This is a genomic window from Streptomyces sp. NPDC052301, assembly GCF_044593395.1.
Taxonomy (GTDB): Bacteria; Actinomycetota; Actinomycetes; order Streptomycetales; family Streptomycetaceae; genus Streptomyces.
Genome location: NZ_JBIUBE010000006.1, coordinates 55,848 through 75,770, shown reverse-complemented (window position 1 = coordinate 75,770; position 19,923 = coordinate 55,848). Strand labels below are relative to the sequence as shown.

Sequence of the window (19,923 nt, the reverse complement as noted above, 5' to 3'; positions counted from 1 at the left end):
CCTCGCGGGGACCGCCGTCGTCCCGCCCCCCGGCAACGGGGGTGCGGCGGTCCCCGCGAAAGTCTTCTCAGCGGGCCGCGCCGCTCGACTCCCAACTGCCCAGCAGGGCCAGGCGTTCCGCCGTCTCCGAACCCGGCTCCGGGGTGTAGACGACTACCGTCTGGTCCGGGGCCGCGGGGAGGCTCAGGGTCTCGTACGGCAGGGTCAGCAGGCCCGCCACCGGGTGCCGGAGCTTCTTCACGCCGTACGCGCACTCCTTGACCTCGTGGTCGGCCCACAGTCGGCGGAAGTCCTCGCTCTTCAGGGAGAGTTCGCCGACCAGCGCGCACAGCTCGGGGTCGTCGGCCCAGCGGCCCGCGCTCAGGCGCAGATGGGCCACCGTCTGGGCGGCCACCGCGTGCCACTCGGGGTAGAGGTCCCGGCCGGCCGGGACCAGGAACACCTGCCGGGGCATGCTCCGCTCCGCCGGCGCCATGCGGCTGAAGCCCATCACCGCGTCGCCCAGGGCGTTCCAGGCCAGGACCTCCATGCGGCGGCCCAGCACGAGCGCCGGACTGCGCTCCATGCCGTCGAGCATGGTCTGGACCCCGGGACGCACCCGGTCCGCAGCGGCCCGCTGCCTCCCGCGCTGCCGGCGGGGACGGGCCACCGTCAGCAGATGGGCGTGCTCGGTCTCGTCCAGCCGCAGCACCCGGGCGATCGCGTCCAGCACGGCATCGCTCACGCTCGGCCCCCGCCCCTGCTCCAGCCGGATGTAGTAGTCGACGCTGACCCCCGCGAGCTGCGCCACCTCCTCCCGGCGCAGGCCCGGTACGCGGCGCCGCCCGTGGCTGGCCAGCCCCACCTCCTCGGGCCGGATCCGAGCGCGGCGCGAGCGCAGGAAGTCGCCGACTTCCCCTTCCAGCCAGTCCCCGTCCATACGCCGATCGTAGGGGAGCGGCCGATCGCCGTCCTGGTACTGGCAGACCCAGGAAAAGCGCATCCCTGGGTACGGCCGCGGAGCCCGGCGAGGGTGGTGTCAGCCGCCGGGGAGACGCCCCGGCGGGAGGAACCAGGGGGAACACCCATGTCGTACGAGAACCTGTCCGGCCGCACCGCCGTCGTCACCGGGGCCGCCAGCGGCATCGGCGAGGCCCTCGCCCGGCAGCTCGCCGCCGAGGGCGCCCGGGTGGCGCTGCTCGCCCGGCGCGCGGACCGGCTCCGGGCGCTGGTGGAGAAGATCCGGGCGGACGGCGGCGAGGCCCTCGCGGTGGCCGCCGACGTCACCGACGACGCGTCCGTGACGGCCGCCCGGGACCTGGTGCACGAGACGTTCGGACCCGCGGACCTCGTCGTCAACAACGCCGGTGTCATGCTCCCGAACCCGGTCGTCGAGGGCCGGATCGACGAGTGGCAGCGGATGCTCGACACCAACGTCACCGGTGTGCTGCGGGTCATCCGCGGCTTCGGTGCCGACCTGGTCGCCGCCGCCGGCGAGGGCCGCGCCGCCGACCTGGTGAACATCTCCTCCATCGGGGCCCACGTCCCGTTCCCGAACTACGCGGTGTACGGCGCCACGAAGGCCGCCGTCACCTACCTCTCGCAGTCCCTGCGCACCGAGTTCGGGCCGCGTGACGTCCGGGTGACGAACATCGAGCCGGGGCTGACGGAGACCGAACTGGCCTCGCACGTCGACAGCACGGAGCTGTCCGGGCAGCTGGACGGCATGTTCGAGGCGATCGGCGGGCTGGCGGCGGCCGAGGTCGCGGACGTCGTCGCCTACGCCACCAGCCGGCCCCGGCACGTCAATCTCCGCCAGATCATGGTCCTGCCGACCCGGCAGGCCTGAGCCGGGCGGGTCCGCTCAGTCCCGCTGCGCGGACCGCCCGCGGAGTCCGTCGAGGAGCTCCGGGTTGAGCCGCACGGCCTGGGCGATGTTCACACCGACGATGCCGCCCCAGGTGACCGCAACCCCGCCGATGCCGGCGAAGACGCCGCCGAGCGCGGTCAGCGGGATCGCCAGGACCAGCGAGACGATGGCGAAGCCGAACCGCTCGCCCCAGGAGTCGGCCGACCTCGGCTGCCGGGTGCCACGGGCCACCGTCATCTGCTGCTCGGCCAGGTGCCGGCGCACCCGGCGGTCCACGGTGTCGTCGATCCGCTGCTCGACCTTCTCCAGGAAGGAATCCACCAGGACGGTGTCGTAGTCGTCGCCCAGTTCCCTGCGTGCCCGCACGGTGGCGTCGAGGTCCTTCTTGAGGTCGACGTCCCGGGCATCCGGTGTGCTCATGCCGTTCAGCCTAAGGAGCGGTCAGACCCGGCGCACTGGGGTTAGCCCCCCTGTCCTGCGGGTGCTCCGCCGGGGGCGCCGCGTCCTTCCGGGCGACCAGCCGGTACAGCAGCGCCGGTACGGCCAGGCCGACGATCCAGGAGACGTCCGCACCGCCCGGCGGGTCCACCAGGGGACCGGTGTAGAAGCCCGTGGCGAGGAACGGCAGCTGGGCGAGGAGGCCGGCCGCGTACACGGCGAGCGCGTCCCAGCGCCATGCCCCGTAGCGGCCGTGCGGGTCGGACAGGGCCGGGATGTCGTAGCGCTCCTCGGAGATGAGGTGGTAGTCGACCAGGGGCGTAGGCGTTCGCCACGTCCACGTCGCCCTTCTTCAGGGCGCCCTTGACCGGCGGGCCGTCGGAGTCCAGCGACTTGAACTCCTTGAACTCCACGCCGTACACCTCCTTCAGGCCGACCGCTCCGACCTGGCGCTTCTTCACTTCGGGGGCGGCGCCGACGACCAGGCCCTCCGGCATCTCCAGGCTGAGGTCGTGGACTGCTGTGGTGCCGTTCGGGAAACGCTTGTGGACCGCATCGCACTGGATCATGAGATGTCCCTTGCCCGGCTGCATAACGTCATGCAGAGTTCTTGGTGTCTGAATAGGTTGTCAATGCTCCGGTGTTAAACCGAGGTAATCGATGACCGCAGAGGAAGAACGGATGTCCGGGATGAGGGGAGTTTGGGCTTGATGTCGTCTCGCATCGTGGACGCGCCGGTGTCCGTGCGGTCCGCGCCCGTCGTCCTCGACGGCGCCGCACTCGGCGTCGAGGACGTCGTACGCCTGGCCGACGGCGCGGCGCGGCCCGTCCCCGACCCCGACGCGATGAGGCGGGCGGAGGAGTCCTGGAACGCCGCCCGGAGCATCGCGGCCACCGGACGCGTCTACGGCCGCTCCACCGGCGTCGGTGCGAACCGGAACGAGGACGTGCCCACCGACGCCGCCGCAGGACACGGCCTGCGTCTGCTGCGCAGTCACGCCGGCGCCATCGGGGAGCAGCTCCCGGCCCGCCAGGTGCGCGCGATGCTCGCCGTCCGGGCCAACCAGCTGCTGGCCGGGGGTGCCGGGCTGCGGCCCGGCGTGGTCACCGCGCTGTGCGAGGCCCTGCGGGCGGGCGCGTACCCGGTCGTCAACGAGTTCGGCTCCGTCGGCACCGGCGACATCGCGGCCCTGGCCCAGACGGGGCTCGCGCTGGCCGGTGAGCACCCGTGGCGCGGCGCGGGCGCTCCCGAGCCGCAGCTCCTCGACAACAACGACGCCCTCGCCCTGATCAGCAGCAACGCCCTCACTCTCGGCCAGTCCGCGCTCGCCCTGCACGAACTGCGCGGGCTCGTCGGCGCCACCCAGGTCGTCGCCGCGCTGTCCCTGCTCGCCGTCGACGGCTCCCACGAGGCGTACGCCGCCCCCGTGCACGCCGCCCGACCGCACCGGGGAAGCACCGAGGTGGCCCGGCGGATGCGGGAGCTGATCGGTGCCGCCGACCGCCCGACCCCGCCGCTCGGCCGGATCCAGGATCCCTACGGCTTCCGCTGCCTGCCCCAGATCCACGGCCCCGCGCACGACGCGGCCGACACCCTGGAGCAGGTGCTGGCCGTGGAGATCAACGCGGCGGCCGAGAACCCGCTCATCGCCCCCGAGGACCTCGCCGCCTACCACCACGGCGGCTTCTACCAGGCACAACTCGCCCTCGCCCTGGACCACTTCCGGCTCGCGGTGACCCAGGTGGCCCGGCTGTCCACGTCCCGCCTGTCCACCCTCAACGAGCCCGCCTACACCCGGCTGCGCCCCTTCCTCGCCGACCACGAGCCGGCCTCCTCCGGCGTGATGATCCTGGAGTACGCGGCCGGGGCGGCCCTCGGTGACCTGCGGGCCTTCTCCGCCCCCGCCTCCCTGGGCCACGCTGTACTCTCCCGGGGCGTCGAGGAACAGGCGAGCTTCGCCTCGCTCGCCGCGCGGCAGACCCTGCGCGCGTGCGGTGCGTACCGCCTGGTGGTCGGCTGCGAGCTCGTGGCCGCCGTCCGGGCGCTGCGCCAGCGCGACCTGAGGCCCGACCCGGGGCTGCCGGCCGGACGGGCGTTCGCGCTGGCCGAGTCGCTCCTCGAGGACGCCCCGGCCGACCGGCCGCTCACGGACGACGTGACGACGGCGGCCGCACTGCTCGACCGGTTCACGGACATCTGGAGGGGGAGCGCGTCATGAGCGTGGACGGAAGCGTCGACAAGAGCACGGGGCAGAACACGGAGAAGAACGCGGACAGGAACGCGGACCGGAGCGCGGACAGGACTGCCGACAGGAGTACGGGGATGACATCCGGCGTGACGGACAGCCCGGCCAACCGGCTGCAGGCGCTCTTCGAGGGTCACCGCCTCACGCCGACCCAGCGCCGGATCGCGCACAGCATGGTCCGGCGCGCCGCCGACGTACCGTTCCTGTCCAGCGTGGAGCTGGCCGAACTGGCCGGGGTCAGCCAGCCCTCGGTGACCCGCTTCGCGGTCGCCCTCGGCTTCGACGGCTACCCCGCCCTGCGCAAGCACCTGCGCGAGGTCGTGCCCGCCGAACCGGCCCCCGAGGGCGGCGTCCACAACGAGTACCAGCTCGCCGTCGAGGCCGAGATCGAGAACCTGAGGCACCTGGCCGAGCTGCTCGCCGACCCGCGTCCGGTGCAGAAGGCCGGCCGTGTCCTCGCCGCCTCCCGCCCGCTGCCCGTGCTGGGGCTGCGCGCCGCCGCCTCCCAGGCGTACGGCTTCGCCTACTTCGCCGCCAAGGTCCACCCGGACGTCCGGCTGCTCAACGAGGGCGGCACGATGATCCAGGACCGCATCGACGCCGCCGTCCGCGCGGGCGCCACCGCGCTGCTGTGCTTCGCCCTGCCCAGGCATCCGCGCGAGGTCGTCGACACCCTCGCCTACGCCCAGGAGGCGGGGCTGAGCGTCGTCACGGTCGCCGACTCCGCCTTCGCGCCGGTCGCCAAGCACTCCGACCTGCTGCTGCCCGCCGCGGTCGGCACCGGCCTCGCCTTCGACACCGCGTGCGCGCCGATGCTGCTCGGCCGGGTCCTGCTGGAGGCGATGTGCGACGACCTGCCGGACGCCCAGGCCCGCCTGGAGGACTTCGACGCGGGCGCGGCGGCGCGCGGCCTGTTCGTCGAGTGAAGGCCGGGCGTTCTCAGATTCGTCTCACGTTCTGCCGCTAGCGTGCCGAGGAAGTCGTTGACGAGACGCAGGCGCTGTGTGCGGACGTGACACGGGAGGCTGACGTGGCGCGCGGAGGACAGGGGCTGGCCCGGGTGGCCGTCGTCGTACGGGCCGGGGCCGCCCCCATGTGGTGGTTCGGTGTGATCGCCGCCGGGATCGGCGGAGTGCCGGAAGGGCTGACCGGGCGACGGATCGGGGTGTCGGCCGGGGCCGCGCTGTTCCTCGTGGGCGCGGCCGTGGTGGCGCTGGCGCGCCGCAAGCGCTACGCCGCCCTCGCCCGCGGGGCGGCCCGTGCGGGCAAGTACGACGTGCTGCAGGACCGGGCGGTGACCGTGCGCAACTGGCGCCGGGGCCATCGATGGTGGCTGCTGCTGGCCTTCGCCGTGGCGCTCGGCTCCGGCTTCGCGGTGCCCGCGGCCGGCGGCTCGCTGCTCGCCGGGCTCGGTGCCGGGCTGAGGCTGAAGGCCGCCTGGATCGGGCGGCGCGAGCGCGCCGGGGACCTGCTGCTGTGGGTGCGTGTCGACTGGCTGGACCGGCGCGGCGGGCGCCCTGCGGGCAAGGCCGTGAAGGGCCTGCGCGGTACGGGCATCGCGGCCGGCGACGCCGCCCCGGGCGGGGCCCGCCGCCGTACCGCTGCCCTCGTCTGACGCCCCCGGCGGGTGGCTCAGACCTCCAGTTCCTCCTCGATCTTCTTCAGCTGGTGCCGGGCCATCGCCAGGTTGGCCCGGGAGGCGTCCAGCACCAGGTAGAGGAACAGGCCGTTGCCGCCGCGGCTCTTGAGCAGCCGGATCAGGTGGTACTGGTCCGAGAGCGTGATCAGGATGTCCTCGATATCGCCTTTGAGGCCGAGCATCTCCATCGTGCGCATCTTGGCGCGGATCACGTCGGTGTTGCCCGCGGCGGCCACGTTCAGGTCGAAGGTCTTGCTGCCGCCCATCGTGCCCAGTGCCATGCCACTGGTGTAGTCGACGAGCGCTACGCCGGAGGCGCCCTCGATGGAGGTCAGGCATTCCTTCAGCGCGGTCTCGGTGTTGGCCATGGTGAGTCCTCTCGGATCGTTCAACTGTCGGTTGCAGGGCGCGCTTCGGCGCTCGTGGTGCGGGGGGTACGGGTGCGGGTACGGATCGGGGGCGCGGCGCTGACGGCGCCCAGCGGCCTCCCGGTCGGCCGGGAGGCCGGGGCCGCCGCCTCGGCGGCGTCGAGCAGCTCCCCGATGCGGGCGCCGGACCGGCGGCCCTCGAGGTGCAGCCGGCCGACGTTGACCCGGCCCTCGGCGAGCAGGGTCAGTACGGCGGTGCGGCCGGCCGCGTAGGTGGCGACGTAGCCGCCCTCGCCGCGCACCAGCAGCTCCCGGAAGCCGCCGTGTCCGGTGGAGTCGGAGATCCGGACGGCGACGCCGAGCGCGGCGGCGGTGAGCGCCGACAGCCCCTCCGGGTCGACTCCGGGAGTGTCGTGGGCGACGACGAGGCCGTCGACGCCTGCCGCCAGGGCGCCGGTGAGCTGCGGGACACGGGTGCGCAGCCGGTGCAGCTCGTCCAGGACCACCTTGAGGTCCTCCTGGGACACCATCAGCTCTCTCCTTTCGGCGGGGCGGTGCCGTTCAAAGCGCCTCCAGCGCATCCCTGAGCCTCTTCAGCAGCGCGATGTCGGGGTCGGTGACCCGGGGTGGCAGTGGGGGTGGGAGTGGGGGCGGCGGTGCGGAGGGCGTGGGCAGCGGCGCCACGGGACGCGGCGTGACGTGCCCGGCCGCCGCCAGCCGGCGCACGTCGACCAGCGTGTGGAACGCCTGCCGGCCCAGGTCCCGGGCGATCCCGGTGGCCGTCCGGACGCCGTCCACGCGGTCCAGGACCGCCCGCTGCCGGGGCGCTACCGGCGCCACGCCGGCCGGTCCGGCGGCCGGGTCCGCGCGGATCAGCGGGGCGCTGTCGGCGGCCGGGTCCGGCCACAGCCGGTGCAGCAGCAGCCGGCGGCGCAGCGTCTCGCGCTCCAGCGCGACGACCGGCACCGAGGGCAGCGGGCCGAGGCGGGGCGTGGAGTCGTACCGGAACCGGCCCGGGGTGCTGCTCGGCGCCAGCGCGAAGAACCCGGCGTCGTACAGCGCGTCCAGATGGCACAGCTCCAGTGCGCCCGCCGGCAACAGGTCGGATCCCCAGAGCAGTTCGGCGGCCTTCAGCGGGCCGGCGGACTCGGCGGCGGCCCGCTGCCAGGCGGCGGTCGCGAGGGTGCCGTGGGCCGTGAGGAGCACGTCGAGACCGGGGGCGAGGGGGCTCTCGGCGTGCACCACCCGGCCCTCGGCCAGGTACAGGGTGCCGTGCTCGCGCTCCAGGACGCCGGTGGCCCGCTCCTCGGCGAGCCGGGTCAGCATCGGCGACAGCGCGCGCGTGGCCGCCTTGTCCCGCACCGGCAGGGGCGGCGGAGGTGTCCGCACCATGGTCATCCCAGCACCAGCCGGGCGGCCATCTCACCGAGCCGGATCCGGGCGAGCGCGAGATTGCCGTCCTCGCGGCCGAGCCACAGGTGCAGGAAGACGCTGCTGTCGAAGGACGTGTCCAGGAACCGCAGCAGGTGGTAGCTGTCGCGGTTGCTGATGATCAGGTCCTCCACCGGGGCGTGCTCGTTCCCCGGTGCCGCGAAGGAGCCGTGCTCGGCGGCCATCCGGGCCAGCTCGGCGGCCTCGGCGGCGGTCGTCTCGTGATCCCCGCCGGGCGCTTCCCCGACCGTGCCGAGGGCGAGCCCGCTCGTCCAGTCCACCAGTGCGGCGCCCCGGGCACCGGGCAATCGCATCGCTTCCAGCAGGCACTCGTCGATTCCGGGCACCGTGGCTCCCCTCCCGCGCCTGGGACTCCGGTTGAGTGACGCCGACACTACGCACCGTGCGCGGGGAAGGTGGAGCCTTTGGCATTTTCCAGTGGAACGTGCTTTCGGCGTACTAGGGTTGGTCAACTGACGTGTGTTACACGACCGTTGATCCATTTGTTCGAGGGCGACAGGAGTACGTCAACGGCTCTCGGGAGCATGCAGGGTGGTGAGCGTGGACGAGTGCGCCCCTCCGGATTCCGCCACCACCTCCGCGATCGTCTGCGGCTCCCGTACCGTCGCGAAGACCACGCCCCCCGACCCGTCCGGCGCGAAGCCGTGGATGCCGGGCCGGGCGAGGGAGTTGTAGGCGTAGTGGTGCGCGAAGTAGTACGCCCCCGTGTCCAGCGCCGCCGCGTAGTCCCCCTGCTCCAGCGGCGGCAGTGCGCGCGCCTCGGCCAGCAGGTCGCCGGAGAAGCAGGCCGGCCCGGCCACGTCCTGCACCACCTCCGGCCCCGCCTTCGGCCGCCCCTTGGCGTCGTACGCGGCGATCCTGAGCGGCCACGCCCCCGGCGCGTACACCGTCCGCGTCGCCACCTGCACGCCCGCGTGCGTCACCGCGATCCGCCGCCCGCCCGCGCTCTTGGCGTACTCGACCCGCGCCACCACCGTCCCGTGCTTGGCCAGCAGTGACCGCCCGAACTCGGTCACCAGCCCGTACCGCCCGTCGCACAGCCCCGGCACCTGGTCGGCCAGCAGCCGCGCGTAGTCGGCGTAGGACGGTGTCGTGGCCTCGCCCGTGAAGTTCACCGGCAGCCCGCCGCCGATGTCGAGCGTGTCGATCTGCCGCCGCCCCGCGCACGCGTTGATCTCCTCCGCGAGCGCGTACGTCTCCGCCGCGCCCCGCACCATCAGTGGCAGCGGGATGCCCTGCGAACCGGTGTGCGCGTGCAGCCGGGTCAGCCACGGCCGCTCCAGGTACGCGCGTACGACCCACTCGCGCGCCCCCTCGTCCCGCAGCGCCACGCCGAACTTCGAGGTCTCCGTCGCCGTCGAGGTCGCCCCGATGGTCCCGCCGCCGACCTGCGGGTTCACCCGGATGCCCAGGGGGGACCGCGGGGGCGTGGAGCGTACGAGGGCGTCCAGGCGGTCCAGCTCCTGCGGATTGTCGGCGTTCACGGCGATGCCCAGCGTCAGCGCCTCGCGCAGCTCGGCCGGGGTCTTGGCGGGCGAGTCCAGCACGGTCAGGGCCGGCGGTACTCCGGCGGCCCGCGCCAGCGCCAGCTCGCCCGGGCTGGCCACCTCCGCGCCGATCCCCGCCTCGTGCAGCAGCCGCAGCACCGGCACCAGCGGGGTCGCCTTCACCGCGAAGGCGTGCAGCACCGGCGTCCCGGGCGCGAGGACCGCCTCGAACGCCGCCCGCAGTGCCGCCGCCGACTCCCGGATGCCGGTGACGTCCAGCAGCCCCACCACGGCCGCCTCGGGCCCCAGCAGTCCCTGCTCCACCGCCGCCCGCACCGCCTCGTCCCGCCGGGCGGCACGGTCTCGCGCCTCGGTCTCGATGTCGTGCGCCACGAATCTCTCCCCTCGGGTCCGCCTCACGTACATCCAGCCAAACACCGACGGCGTGCGGACGGAGGCACCCCGATGTATTGACTAGTTCTATTCAGACGTCCAGGATGTGAATAGACGTAGTAACAGGAGGAGGCAGACGATGTCGGGACCCCGCCCCGTACGAGCTCCGCGCGGCACGGAACTCAGCGCCCTGGGATGGCAGCAGGAAGCCGCCCTGCGCATGCTGCAGAACAACCTCGACCCCGAGGTCGCCGAGCACCCCGACAAGCTCGTCGTCTACGGCGGCACCGGCAAGGCCGCCCGTGACTGGCGCTCCTTCGACGCGATGGTGCGCACCCTGCGGACCCTCAAGCAGGACGAGACCATGCTGGTCCAGTCCGGCCGTCCGGTCGGCGTCATGCAGACCCACGAGTGGGCCCCGCGCGTCCTCATCGCCAACTCCAACCTGGTCGGCGACTGGGCCAACTGGGAGGAGTTCCGCCGTCTGGAGGCCCTCGGCCTGACCATGTACGGCCAGATGACCGCCGGCTCCTGGATCTACATCGGCACCCAGGGCATCCTCCAGGGCACCTACGAGACCTTCGCCGCCGTCGCCGCGAAGAAGTTCGCCGGCACCCTCGCCGGCACCATCACCCTCACCGCCGGCCTCGGCGGCATGGGCGGCGCCCAGCCCCTCGCCGTCACCATGAACGACGGCGTCGCGATCTGCATCGACTGCGACCCGCGGGCCATCGACCGCCGCATCGAGCACCGCTACCTCGACGTCAAGGCCGACTCCCTGGACCACGCGCTCCAGCTGGCCACCGAGGCTCGGGACGCCCGCCGTCCGCTCTCCATCGGCGTCCTCGGCAACGCGGCCGAACTGGTCCCGCAGCTGCTCGCGATGAACGCCCCCATCGACATCGTCACCGACCAGACCTCCGCCCACGACCCGCTGTCCTACCTGCCGGTGGGTGTGGCCTTCGAGGACATGGCCGACGCCGCCGCCAAGGACCCGGCCGGCTTCACCACGCGTGCGCGCGAGTCCATGGCGAAGCACGTCGAGGCCATGGTCGGCTTCATGGACGCCGGTGCCGAGGTCTTCGACTACGGCAACTCCATCCGCGGCGAGGCCCAGCTGGCCGGCTACGACCGGGCGTTCGCCTTCCCCGGCTTCGTCCCCGCGTACATCCGCCCCCTCTTCTGCGAGGGCAAGGGCCCCTTCCGCTGGGCCGCCCTGTCCGGCGACCCGGCCGACATCGCCAAGACCGACAAGGCGCTCCTGGAGCTGTTCCCGGAGAACGAGTCCCTGGCCCGCTGGATCAAGATGGCCGGCGAGCGCGTCCACTTCCAGGGCCTGCCCGCGCGCATCTGCTGGCTCGGCTACGGCGAGCGGGACAAGGCCGGTGAGCGCTTCAACGACATGGTCGCCTCCGGTGAGCTGGCGGCTCCGCTGGCGATCGGCCGCGACCACCTCGACTGCGGGTCGGTGGCCTCGCCGTACCGCGAGACCGAGGCCATGCTCGACGGCTCCGACGCCATCGCCGACTGGCCGCTGCTGAACGCCATGGTGAACGTGGCCTCCGGCGCGTCCTGGGTCTCCATCCACCACGGTGGTGGCGTGGGCATGGGACGGTCCATCCACGCCGGGCAGGTCACGGTGGCCGACGGTACGAAGCTCGGCGGCGAGAAGATCCGGCGTGTCCTCACCAACGACCCCGGCATGGGTGTCATCCGGCACGTCGACGCGGGGTACGACATCGCGGAGTCCGTCGCGGCCGAGCGGGGCGTGCGCATTCCCATGCGCGAGGGTGACGACGCGTGAGTCAGGATCAGGTCTCGCAGCCCGTCGGTGGCAGCTCCTTCCACGAGATGTGGGCGGAGCTGCTCCCCCTCGGGCGGCACCCCGAGTCCCGCGGTTACCGCCGTTACGCCTGGACCGGGGCCGACGCCGACTGCCGGGCCTGGTTCAAGCAGCAGGTCGAGGACCGCGGGCTGGCCTACGAGGTCGACCGGAACGGCAACCAGTGGGCCTGGCTCGGTGACCCGGCGGCCGGCGACGCGGTGGTCACCGGGTCGCACCTGGACTCCGTGCCGGACGGAGGGGCCTTCGACGGGCCCCTCGGGGTCGTGTCCTCCCTGGCCGCCCTGGACGAGCTGCGCGGCAGGGGGGTGCGGTTCACCAGGCCCCTGGCCGTCGTCAACTTCGGTGACGAGGAAGGGGCCCGGTTCGGGCTCGCCTGTGTCGGCTCCCGGCTCACCGCGGGGCAGTTGACGGTCGAGGCCGCCCACCGGCTCACCGACGGCGACGGTGTGACCCTGCCGCAGGCCATGGAGACCGCCGGATACGACCCCGATGCCATCGGGGCCGACCCCGAGCGGCTGGCCCGCATCGGCGCCTTCGTGGAACTGCACGTCGAGCAGGGCCGCGCGCTGGACCTGTCCGGCGACCGGGTCGGCATCGCCAGTGCCATCTGGCCGCACGGGCGCTGGCGGTTCGACTTCCGCGGCGAGGCCAACCACGCGGGCACGACCCGGATCGTCGACCGGCGCGACCCGATGCTGTCGTACGCCGAGACCGTGCTCGCCGCCCGCCGGGAGGCCGAGCTGGCCGGTGCCGTCGCCACCTTCGGGAAGATCTCCGTCGAGCCGAACGGCGTCAACGCGATCCCCTCGCTGGTGCGCGGCTGGCTCGACTCCCGCGCCGCCGACCAGGAGACCCTGGACACGGTGGTCGGCGGCATCGAGAAGGCCGCCCGGGAGTACGCCGACGCCCACGGCATCGACCTGGACGTCGTCCGGGAGTCCTTCACGCCGGTCGTGGAGTTCGACCACGCCCTGCGCGACGAACTCGGCCGCATCCTGGGCAGGGACAGTGAGCTGACGGTGCCCGTCCTCGGAACCGGCGCCGGACACGACGCCGGAATCCTCTCCGGCAGCATTCCGACCGCCATGCTGTTCGTGCGCAACCCCACCGGTGTCTCGCACTCCCCGGCCGAGTTCGCGGCCGAGGACGACTGCGTGGCCGGGGTGCACGCGCTCGCCGACGTACTGGAAGGGCTGGCCTGCAGGTGACCCGAGGAACCTACTGGTTGGAGCACGCCTGGCTCGGCACGCACGTCGAGCCGGGCGTCGTGGTCGAGGTGGCGGACGGGCGGATCAGCGCCGTCCGTACCGGGACGCCCACCCCGCCGCCCGGCGCAGAGGTGCTGCGCGGCCTGACCCTCCCCGGCCTGGCCAACGCCCACAGCCACGCCTTCCACCGGGCGCTGCGCGGCACGGTCCAGGTCGGCTCCGGGACCTTCTGGACCTGGCGCGAGGTGATGTACTCCGTCGCCGAGCGCCTCACCCCGGAGCGCTACCACGCCCTCGCCCGCGCGGTGTACGCCGAGATGGCGCTGGCGGGCATCACCTGTGTCGGCGAGTTCCACTACGTGCACCACGCGCCAGGCGGCACCCCTTACGCCGATCCCAACGCCATGGGCGAGGCGCTGATCGCGGCCGCCGCCGAGGCCGGCATCCGGATCACCCTCCTCGACACCTGCTATCTCTCCTCCGGCTTCGGCGAGCCGCCGAGCCCGCACCAGCTGCGGTTCTCCGACGGCAGCGCGGAGGCCTGGGCCGAACGCTGTGCAGTTCTCAAGGAACGGGATCACGCACGGATCGGGGCGGCGATCCACTCCGTACGGGCCGTGCCCGCCGACCAGTTGGCGACCGTGGCACGGTGGGCCGAGGAGCGACGGGCCCCGCTCCATGTGCACCTGTCGGAGCAGACCGCCGAGAACGACGCCTGCCTCGCCGCGCACGGCCGCACACCCACCCGGCTGCTCGCCGACCACGGTGTCCTCGGTCCGCGCACCACCGGTGTGCACAACACCCACCTCACCGACGACGACATCGCCCTGCTCGGCGGCTCGGGCACCGGCACCTGCATGTGCCCGACGACCGAGCGCGACCTCGCCGACGGCATCGGCCCCGCCGTCGCCCTGCAGCGGGCAGGCTCCCCGCTCTCCCTCGGCTCCGACAGCCACGCCGTCATCGACCTGCTCGAAGAGGCGCGCGCGATGGAGCTGAACGAGCGGTTGCGCACCCGCACCCGGGGCCACTGGACGGCCGCGGCCCTGCTGCGGGCGGCCTCGGCGGACGGTCACGCGGCCCTGGGCTGGGAGGAGGCGGGCACCCTGGAGACAGGAGCACCGGCCGACTTCACGACCGTCGCCCTCGACTCCGTCAGAACAGCGGGGCCGGTGCCCCGGCTGGGCGCCGAGACGGCCGTATTCGCGGCGAGCGCGGCGGACGTACGGCACACGGTCGTGGGCGGCCGGCACGTCGTACGCGACGGAGCGCACACGCTGGTACCGGACGTGCCGCAGGCGCTGGCCGCCGCCGTCGAAGCCCTGCGCGGCTGAGGACCGCCGACCCCCACAAGGACGACACCATGAGCAGCAGCACCGTCATCACCAACATCGCCACGCTGGTCACCAACGATCCCTCCCTCGGATCGGGGTCCCCCCGCTCGAGCAAATTCGAGAGCGGGGGAGGCTCCCCTCTCGGTCTGATCCAGGACGCGGCCGTCGTCATCGACGGCGACCGCATCGCGTGGACCGGTGAATCCAGCAAAGCACCCGCCACTGACAACCGGGTCGACGCGGGCGGCCGGGCGGTGCTGCCGGGCTTCGTGGACTCGCACTCGCACCTGGTCTTCGCCGGCGACCGCACGCAGGAGTTCAACGCCCGCATGTCCGGCCGCTCCTACACGGCCGGCGGCATCCGCACCACGGTGGCGGCCACCCGGGCGGCGAGCGACGCCGAGCTGGAGGCGAACCTCACCCACTACCTCGCCGAAGCCCTCCGCCAGGGCACCACCACCTTCGAGACGAAGTCGGGCTACGGCCTCACCGTCGAGGACGAGTCCCGCGCCCTGCGCATCGCGGCCCGGCACACCGACGAGGTGACGTACCTCGGCGCCCACATCGTCCCGCCGGACCACGCCGACGACCCGGCCGCCTATGTCGCCCTGGTCACCGGCGAGATGCTGGACGCCTGCGCACCGCACGCCCGCTGGATCGACGTCTTCTGCGAGAAGGGCGCCTTCGACGGCGACCAGGCCCGCGCGATCCTGACCGCCGGCAAGGCGAAGGGCCTGCACCCCCGCATCCACGCCAACCAGCTCTCCTACGGCCCCGGCGTCCAGCTGGCCGTCGAGCTGGACGCGGCCAGCGCCGACCACTGCACCCATCTCACGGACGCGGACGTCGACGCCCTGGCGAACAGCGACACGGTGGCCACCCTCCTGCCCGGCGCGGAGTTCTCCACCCGGGCGGAGTGGCCCGACGCCCGCCGCCTGCTGGACGCGGGCGTCACGGTGGCGCTGTCGACGGACTGCAACCCCGGCTCCTCCTTCACCTCCTCCGTGCCCTTCTGCATCGCCCTGGCCGTCCGCGACATGCGGATGACCCCCGACGAAGCGGTCTGGTCGGCCACGGCGGGCGGCGCGGCGGCCCTGCGCCGCACCGACATCGGCCGCCTCACCCCCGGCGCCCGCGCCGACCTGACCCTCCTGGACGCCCCCAGCCACGTCCACCTCGCCTACCGGCCGGGCGTGCCGCTGGTCAGCGGGGTGTGGCGCCGGGGTGAGCGAGTGGTGTGACGGGCGGAGGCGGGGCTGGTGCGACGGGCGGAGGCGGTACCGGGGCCGGGTTCAGGCGGCCCCGGCCCGCCACCGCTGCTCCTGGCCGCCGTCGAGGGGTTCCAGGGCCACGCCGTACCGGCCGTCCGGGGTCACCGCCGTCTCGATGGCGATGTCCGGGCGGATCGTGCCGTCGGGATCGACGGTGAAGCGGAGGTTGTCGCCGTTGCTGCCGTAGACCGAGTCGCAGCCCCAGATGCCCACGCCCCGGTCGACCGAGCCCCGGCTGTCCAGGCAGAAGTCGTCGTCGGCGGCCGAGCGGAGCACACCCAGGCGGGTGTCGTAGCGCCAGCGCTGGGTGGAGGCGGACGAGCAGGGGGCGGTGACGACGTCGTTGCCCTGGTCCAGGTCGCCGTCGCGGATGTCCAGGCAGCGGCCCGTGGCCAGGTTCACCACCTGGGCGAAGGAGGTGCCCGGGGGTGCGGGCGGGGGCGCCGGCGCGGGGGTCGTCCGGCGCGGCGGGGGAGTGGTCGGGGGGTGTGACGTCCTGGTCGGACGCGGCGGCCCGGAGGAAGAGGACCGCGACGGGGAGGCCGAGGGGGACGCCGAGGGGGACGGGGTGGCGGAGACCGTCGCGGTCACCGTCACGGGCGGTGGCTTCGGGGTCGCCGCCGTCCGCTGCTGCCCGTCGGAACCGTCGGCCGGGGTGAGAAGGAACACCAGCAGCGGGACCATGGCCACGCCCAGGGCCGCCGACATCAGCAGGAGACGGCGCGCGGGCGGCCAGGGCGCCTGGTCGGAGGGGCCGCCCACGGGAAGCGGCCGCGGCGGTTCGGACCGGTGCAGGTACGCCGTGCCGTGCCACGGCAGCAGGCCCTCCGCCAGGGTCTCGCGCGGCGCCTCCCTGAGCGCCCGCAGGTCCTCGCACGCGGCCGTGCAGTGCGGGCAGCCCGCCATGTGGGCGTCCAGGTCGGCGCTGTAGCGCGGCGCGTCCGGTCGTACGGCCTCCTCGATCAGCCGGCGGAAGTCGGCGCAGCGCGGGTCGTCGGAGGCGGCGAGGCGGTGTGTGAGGCAGGACCGGGACAGGGCCTTGAGGGCCTGCGGGGTGCCGTGGGCCACGTCGGCGCGGCTCAGGCCCAGGTATGCGGCGGTCCGCTCCTGCGGTTCCCGCTCCAGCACCCCGTACCAGAGCAGCCCCTGGGTGCGGGACGGCAATGCCTGGAAGGCGGTCAGGAGGGGCGGCGTCGGGCCCTCGGGCAGTCCGGCCGCGTTCAGCACCAGCAGCAGGCCCGGGTCGATGCCCGCGGAGCGCTCGTCGCGTGCCCAGGAGGCCGCGGAGGCGGCGGTCACGAGCAGCAGCCGATGGCGCAGCGGGACGCCCGGCTCGGCGCCGCGGGCCGTCTCGCGGGCCACCGTGGTGAACGCCTCCGCCGCCAGCCGGCGCGCCACGGACTCGCTCGCGGCGCACAGCCGCGCGTAGGCGAGGACCGCCGGCTGGTGCCGCCGGCGCAGCTCCTGCAGCGCGGGGTACGCCGTCGGCGTCCGGGTGCGCAGCAGTTCGGTCAGGCGCGCGTCCGGTGTGTCCTCGTGGCCCCCGTCCGTCTCGGCCCGGTCGCCCTGAGCCATCCGGCATCCTCCGTTCGCAAAGGCGTCTGGCCCACCGGCCAGTTGGGGGCCCCATGCTGGTGGAGGGGGACGGCCGGGGAAAGAGGTTTCCGCGGGTAACCGCATAACGGTTGGGGAGTTGGGGTACCCACCGGATCCGGAGAGGCAGGTCCCGACGCGGGAATGCCGAAGCGGTCCGGCACCGACGGCCGGACCGCTTCGACGGATACGACGCATACGACGCATACGACGGATACGACGCGTACGACGCGTTCGTCGAACCTCGACGAACGGAGACGACGACCCGGAGGGTCACTCCTCCAGCGTCAGCCCCTTGCGCAGCCGTACCAGCGTGCGGGACAGCAGCCGGGACACGTGCATCTGGGAGATGCCGAGTTCCTCACCGATCTCCGACTGGGTCATGTTCGCCACGAACCGCAGGGAGAGGATCTTCCGGTCCCGGGCCGGGAGTTCCGCGATCAGGGGCTTGAGCGACTCGACGTACTCGATCCCCTCCAGACCGTGGTCCTCGTACCCGATGCGGTCCGCGAGCGCGCCCTCGGTCTCGTCCTCCTCGGGCTGGGCGTCCAGCGAGGAGGCGGTGTAGGCGTTCGAAGCGGCCATGCCCTCGAGGACCTCGTCGTTCGAGATGCCGAGGCGCTCGGCGAGTTCCGCGACCGTCGGCGCGCGGTCCAGCTTCTGCGCCAGCTCGTCCCCGGCCTTCGCCAGGTCCAGGCGCAGCTCCTGCAGCCTGCGCGGGACGCGCACGGACCACGAGGTGTCGCGGAAGAAACGCTTGATCTCACCGATGATGGTCGGCATCGCGAATGTGGGGAACTCCACACCACGCGAAAGCTCGAACCGGTCGATCGCCTTGATCAGGCCGATCGTGCCGACCTGGATGATGTCCTCCATCGGCTCGCTGCGGGAGCGGAAGCGGGAGGCGGCGAACTTGACGAGCGCGAGGTTGAGCTCGACGAGCGTGTTGCGGACGTACGAGTACTCGTGCGTCCCTTCCTCCAGCGACTCGAGGCGCTCGAACAGGGTCTTGGACAGGGCCCGCGCGTCGACCGGGCCGATCTCGTCGTACGGGGGGATCTCCGGGAGTCCCTCGAAGGCGTCGAGGGCGTCGATGGGATGATCCAGTTGTTCCGGTGGGGGTGTCGACGTCGCGAGCGGGGTAGGCGATGCGTCGAGCCGGGGTGACATGGGTGTCCTCCATCGTTCTCGGCATAAGGCTGCCGGAGCCAAAACGTGCACTGCGGTGTGCGGGCGCCTCCGAAGCCGGCGTGTAGGAGCAGGTGTCCTACTAGCCCTACCCGCTTCACCGAACGGATCGCAAGTGCGTTCTGTTGCGATATGTCCGGTTGTGTGAGGTTGTTCGGGTGTCGGAGTGTGGATGGAAGGCGTAATGTTCGAGGGCATCAGCAGCCACGACCTCGGGAGAGAGACGGCATGGACCACGGGACGGTCGGCAGCGCACAGTCGGGCCGGCTTCTGGTGGAGGTGCGGGAAGAGGGCTCCAGCGCCGTAGTGACACCGGCGGGTGAACTCGACCACCACACCGCCGATCTTTTGCGTGAGCCCCTCGACGACCTCTTGGCCAAGGGCTTCTCGCGGCTCGTGGTGGACTGCTCGCGCCTGGAGTTCTGCGACTCCACGGGGCTGAACGTCCTGCTCGGGGCCCGGCTGAAGGCCGAGGCCGCCGGGGGCGGGGTCCATCTGGCCGGAATGCAGCCGGTGGTCGCCCGCGTGTTCGAGATCACAGGCGCCGAGGCGGTCTTCACCCTGCACGACTCCTTGGAGGCGGCCCTGGCCGACGGTGCCGACTGAGCCCTCGACCCGGCCGCCCCTGCCACGCACCGGCCTCTCCGGGCGTTGCACCAGCCACGCCGAAGACGGTGGTGTTCCCTGGGCTCGGCCGGGCAGGAGAGGGCAGGAGACAGCAGCAGAGAGCCCTGACGACAGCCGGCCGCCGGATCGTCCGGAACCGGCGAACGACCTGGACGGGCCGCGCGGGCGACGGACGGGTGGGCAGGGAGGCCCGCGCAGGCGGCGGGCGTACGGCGTACGGACCGTTCGGCACCGGCCGGTGCCGGACTTTTGAATCGTGAACTGGTGAATCGGTGAGGTGAAGCGCTGATGAGCACCACCCGGCCTTACTCGCCGGGCGACCGCGGCCCGGAGCCCAGCGGCGCTTCCGGGGCGTCCGAGGGGGGTGCGCCGGCTGCCGGCGCCGCCACGGGGGCAGCCGCGCCGTCCGGGGCTTCCGGCGGTACTCCGGAGGTCCGGGGGCCACAGGTTCGCAGGCTCGGCCTGCGGGGTGAGAGCGGGGTCGTCCCGCTCGCCCGCGACTTCAGCCGGCAGGCGCTGTACGCGTGGGGCTGGCTGCCCGCGGCCACCGCCGACCAGCGGGCCGCCGCCGAGGACGTCCTGCTCGTCGTCTCCGAGCTGGTCACCAACGCCTGCCTGCACGCCGAGGGCCCCGACGAGCTGCTCCTCGCCTGTGACAACAAGGTGATCCGGGTGGAGGTCTCCGACTCCGGCACCGGCCAGCCGGCGCCGCGCACTCCGCACCGCGCGGGACGGCCCGGCGGGCACGGCATGTTCATCGTGCAGCGGCTGTGCCTGGACTGGGGCGTGGTCCGGGTGCAGGGCCGTCCCGGCAAGACGGTCTGGGCCGAACTGGGCGCGCCCGCCTGACGGTTGCGGGCACCTCCCGAGTCTCCGTCTCCACTCCGGCACCCCGACACACGCGCCGGATCGCCACAACTCCGGCGTGTGACGTGTCTTCCTTCCTCACGACCCCCGGCGTACCTTGACGGCCAAATCTGATGT

At 73.2% G+C, this 19,923-nt stretch carries 19 protein-coding genes and 3 pseudogenes; 10 read left to right on the top strand and 12 right to left on the bottom strand.

Annotation, left to right across the window (positions count from 1 at the left end; translation table 11 throughout):
- Window positions 1–67: 67 nt before the first annotated feature.
- Window positions 68–904 (bottom strand): helix-turn-helix transcriptional regulator, encoded by an 837-nt coding sequence (locus ACIHEJ_RS18040; protein ID WP_400137474.1) that lies wholly within the window; start codon window positions 902–904, stop codon window positions 68–70.
- A 162-nt stretch (window positions 905–1,066) separates the two neighbouring features.
- Between ACIHEJ_RS18040 and ACIHEJ_RS18035 the strand changes: the two genes are divergently transcribed.
- On the top strand, window positions 1,067–1,828 hold the full coding sequence (locus tag ACIHEJ_RS18035) for an SDR family oxidoreductase (RefSeq protein WP_400136315.1): 762 nt from the start codon (window positions 1,067–1,069) through the stop codon (window positions 1,826–1,828).
- 15 nt (window positions 1,829–1,843) lie between these two features.
- Here the strand turns inward: ACIHEJ_RS18035 and ACIHEJ_RS18030 are convergent, their stop codons facing one another.
- The 4 genes and pseudogenes from ACIHEJ_RS18030 to ACIHEJ_RS18015 all read right to left on the bottom strand — a co-directional run.
- On the bottom strand, window positions 1,844–2,269 hold the full coding sequence (locus ACIHEJ_RS18030; RefSeq protein ID WP_400136313.1) for a hypothetical protein: 426 nt from the start codon (window positions 2,267–2,269) through the stop codon (window positions 1,844–1,846).
- Between the two features lie 10 nt (window positions 2,270–2,279).
- Window positions 2,280–2,603: pseudogene (locus ACIHEJ_RS18025) on the bottom strand (cytosine permease); the annotation flags it as partial.
- Window positions 2,604–2,607: 4 nt separating this feature from the next.
- Window positions 2,608–2,772, bottom strand: a pseudogene (locus ACIHEJ_RS18020) (ABC transporter substrate-binding protein); the annotation flags it as partial.
- Window positions 2,773–2,880 (bottom strand): annotated as a pseudogene (locus ACIHEJ_RS18015) (ABC transporter ATP-binding protein); the annotation flags it as partial.
- Window positions 2,881–2,997: 117 nt separating this feature from the next.
- Here ACIHEJ_RS18015 and ACIHEJ_RS18010 point away from each other — a divergent pair.
- From ACIHEJ_RS18010 to ACIHEJ_RS18000, 3 genes are all read left to right on the top strand, one after another.
- Complete coding sequence (locus tag ACIHEJ_RS18010; RefSeq protein WP_400136310.1) at window positions 2,998–4,506, top strand: aromatic amino acid ammonia-lyase; 1,509 nt, start codon at window positions 2,998–3,000, stop codon at window positions 4,504–4,506.
- A 104-nt stretch (window positions 4,507–4,610) separates the two neighbouring features.
- Window positions 4,611–5,459, top strand: coding sequence for a MurR/RpiR family transcriptional regulator (locus ACIHEJ_RS18005; RefSeq protein ID WP_400137471.1), 849 nt, complete (start codon window positions 4,611–4,613; stop codon window positions 5,457–5,459).
- A 104-nt stretch (window positions 5,460–5,563) separates the two neighbouring features.
- A complete protein-coding gene (locus tag ACIHEJ_RS18000; protein WP_400136307.1) occupies window positions 5,564–6,148 on the top strand; it encodes a hypothetical protein in 585 nt (194 codons plus the stop codon).
- Between the two features lie 17 nt (window positions 6,149–6,165).
- Here the strand turns inward: ACIHEJ_RS18000 and ACIHEJ_RS17995 are convergent, their stop codons facing one another.
- The 5 genes from ACIHEJ_RS17995 to ACIHEJ_RS17975 all read right to left on the bottom strand — a co-directional run bounded on the left by ACIHEJ_RS17995 (window position 6,166) and on the right by ACIHEJ_RS17975 (window position 9,872).
- Window positions 6,166–6,540, bottom strand: a complete 375-nt coding sequence (locus ACIHEJ_RS17995) for a hypothetical protein (RefSeq protein ID WP_400136305.1) — start codon at window positions 6,538–6,540, stop codon at window positions 6,166–6,168.
- A gap of 20 nt (window positions 6,541–6,560) precedes the next feature.
- On the bottom strand, window positions 6,561–7,070 hold the full coding sequence (locus ACIHEJ_RS17990) for a roadblock/LC7 domain-containing protein (RefSeq protein ID WP_400136303.1): 510 nt from the start codon (window positions 7,068–7,070) through the stop codon (window positions 6,561–6,563).
- Between the two features lie 31 nt (window positions 7,071–7,101).
- Window positions 7,102–7,938, bottom strand: coding sequence for a transcriptional regulator (locus tag ACIHEJ_RS17985; RefSeq protein WP_400136300.1), 837 nt, complete (start codon window positions 7,936–7,938; stop codon window positions 7,102–7,104).
- Window positions 7,935–8,318, bottom strand: a complete 384-nt coding sequence (locus ACIHEJ_RS17980) for a hypothetical protein (protein WP_400136298.1) — start codon at window positions 8,316–8,318, stop codon at window positions 7,935–7,937. The genes ACIHEJ_RS17985 and ACIHEJ_RS17980 overlap by 4 nt, the downstream gene beginning before the upstream one ends.
- Before the next feature lie 180 nt (window positions 8,319–8,498).
- Window positions 8,499–9,872, bottom strand: a complete 1,374-nt coding sequence (locus tag ACIHEJ_RS17975) for a diaminopimelate decarboxylase (RefSeq protein ID WP_400136295.1) — start codon at window positions 9,870–9,872, stop codon at window positions 8,499–8,501.
- Window positions 9,873–10,011: 139 nt separating this feature from the next.
- On the opposite strand from ACIHEJ_RS17975, the gene hutU reads away from it, so the two are divergent.
- The 4 genes from hutU to hutI are packed head-to-tail and all read left to right on the top strand — an operon-like array spanning window position 10,012 to window position 15,501.
- Complete coding sequence (gene hutU / locus ACIHEJ_RS17970) at window positions 10,012–11,676, top strand: urocanate hydratase (RefSeq protein WP_400136292.1); 1,665 nt, start codon at window positions 10,012–10,014, stop codon at window positions 11,674–11,676.
- A 47-nt stretch (window positions 11,677–11,723) separates the two neighbouring features.
- The gene (locus ACIHEJ_RS17965) at window positions 11,724–12,926 is read left to right on the top strand and encodes an allantoate amidohydrolase (protein WP_400137469.1); all 1,203 of its coding nucleotides are present in this window, start codon (window positions 11,724–11,726) and stop codon (window positions 12,924–12,926) included.
- Window positions 12,923–14,260, top strand: coding sequence for a formimidoylglutamate deiminase (locus tag ACIHEJ_RS17960; RefSeq protein ID WP_400136290.1), 1,338 nt, complete (start codon window positions 12,923–12,925; stop codon window positions 14,258–14,260). The genes ACIHEJ_RS17965 and ACIHEJ_RS17960 overlap by 4 nt, the downstream gene beginning before the upstream one ends.
- A gap of 29 nt (window positions 14,261–14,289) precedes the next feature.
- On the top strand, window positions 14,290–15,501 hold the full coding sequence (gene hutI / locus ACIHEJ_RS17955) for an imidazolonepropionase (RefSeq protein ID WP_400136287.1): 1,212 nt from the start codon (window positions 14,290–14,292) through the stop codon (window positions 15,499–15,501).
- 51 nt (window positions 15,502–15,552) lie between these two features.
- Here hutI and ACIHEJ_RS17950 read toward each other — a convergent pair whose 3' ends face one another.
- Both ACIHEJ_RS17950 and ACIHEJ_RS17945 read right to left on the bottom strand, forming a co-directional pair.
- Entirely contained in the window at window positions 15,553–17,106 is a 1,554-nt protein-coding gene (locus tag ACIHEJ_RS17950) for a ricin-type beta-trefoil lectin domain protein (RefSeq protein WP_400136284.1), read from the bottom strand.
- A 291-nt stretch (window positions 17,107–17,397) separates the two neighbouring features.
- Entirely contained in the window at window positions 17,398–18,294 is an 897-nt protein-coding gene (locus ACIHEJ_RS17945) for an RNA polymerase sigma factor SigF (protein ID WP_400136282.1), read from the bottom strand.
- Window positions 18,295–18,540: 246 nt separating this feature from the next.
- On the opposite strand from ACIHEJ_RS17945, the gene ACIHEJ_RS17940 reads away from it, so the two are divergent.
- Both ACIHEJ_RS17940 and ACIHEJ_RS17935 read left to right on the top strand, forming a co-directional pair.
- Window positions 18,541–18,918, top strand: a complete 378-nt coding sequence (locus ACIHEJ_RS17940) for an STAS domain-containing protein (RefSeq protein ID WP_400136279.1) — start codon at window positions 18,541–18,543, stop codon at window positions 18,916–18,918.
- A 309-nt stretch (window positions 18,919–19,227) separates the two neighbouring features.
- Window positions 19,228–19,788 carry an ATP-binding protein gene (locus tag ACIHEJ_RS17935; RefSeq protein WP_400136277.1) on the top strand — a complete coding sequence of 187 codons (561 nt, stop codon included), beginning with the start codon at window positions 19,228–19,230 and terminating at the stop codon, window positions 19,786–19,788.
- Window positions 19,789–19,923 lie beyond the last annotated feature (135 nt).

Coding starts and splice junctions, on each gene's coding strand:
- ACIHEJ_RS18035 (WP_400136315.1), top strand. CDS start 1,067: ATGTCGTACGAGAACCTGTCCGGCCGCACCGCCGTCGTCACCGGGGCC.
- ACIHEJ_RS18030 (WP_400136313.1), bottom strand. CDS start 2,269: ATGAGCACACCGGATGCCCGGGACGTCGACCTCAAGAAGGACCTCGAC.
- ACIHEJ_RS18010 (WP_400136310.1), top strand. CDS start 2,998: ATGTCGTCTCGCATCGTGGACGCGCCGGTGTCCGTGCGGTCCGCGCCC.
- ACIHEJ_RS18005 (WP_400137471.1), top strand. CDS start 4,611: ATGACATCCGGCGTGACGGACAGCCCGGCCAACCGGCTGCAGGCGCTC.
- ACIHEJ_RS17995 (WP_400136305.1), bottom strand. CDS start 6,540: ATGGCCAACACCGAGACCGCGCTGAAGGAATGCCTGACCTCCATCGAG.
- ACIHEJ_RS17990 (WP_400136303.1), bottom strand. CDS start 7,070: ATGGTGTCCCAGGAGGACCTCAAGGTGGTCCTGGACGAGCTGCACCGG.
- ACIHEJ_RS17985 (WP_400136300.1), bottom strand. CDS start 7,938: ATGACCATGGTGCGGACACCTCCGCCGCCCCTGCCGGTGCGGGACAAG.
- hutU (WP_400136292.1), top strand. CDS start 10,012: ATGTCGGGACCCCGCCCCGTACGAGCTCCGCGCGGCACGGAACTCAGC.
- ACIHEJ_RS17965 (WP_400137469.1), top strand. CDS start 11,724: ATGTGGGCGGAGCTGCTCCCCCTCGGGCGGCACCCCGAGTCCCGCGGT.
- hutI (WP_400136287.1), top strand. CDS start 14,290: ATGAGCAGCAGCACCGTCATCACCAACATCGCCACGCTGGTCACCAAC.
- ACIHEJ_RS17950 (WP_400136284.1), bottom strand. CDS start 17,106: ATGGCTCAGGGCGACCGGGCCGAGACGGACGGGGGCCACGAGGACACA.
- ACIHEJ_RS17945 (WP_400136282.1), bottom strand. CDS start 18,294: ATGTCACCCCGGCTCGACGCATCGCCTACCCCGCTCGCGACGTCGACA.
- ACIHEJ_RS17940 (WP_400136279.1), top strand. CDS start 18,541: ATGGACCACGGGACGGTCGGCAGCGCACAGTCGGGCCGGCTTCTGGTG.
- ACIHEJ_RS17935 (WP_400136277.1), top strand. CDS start 19,228: ATGAGCACCACCCGGCCTTACTCGCCGGGCGACCGCGGCCCGGAGCCC.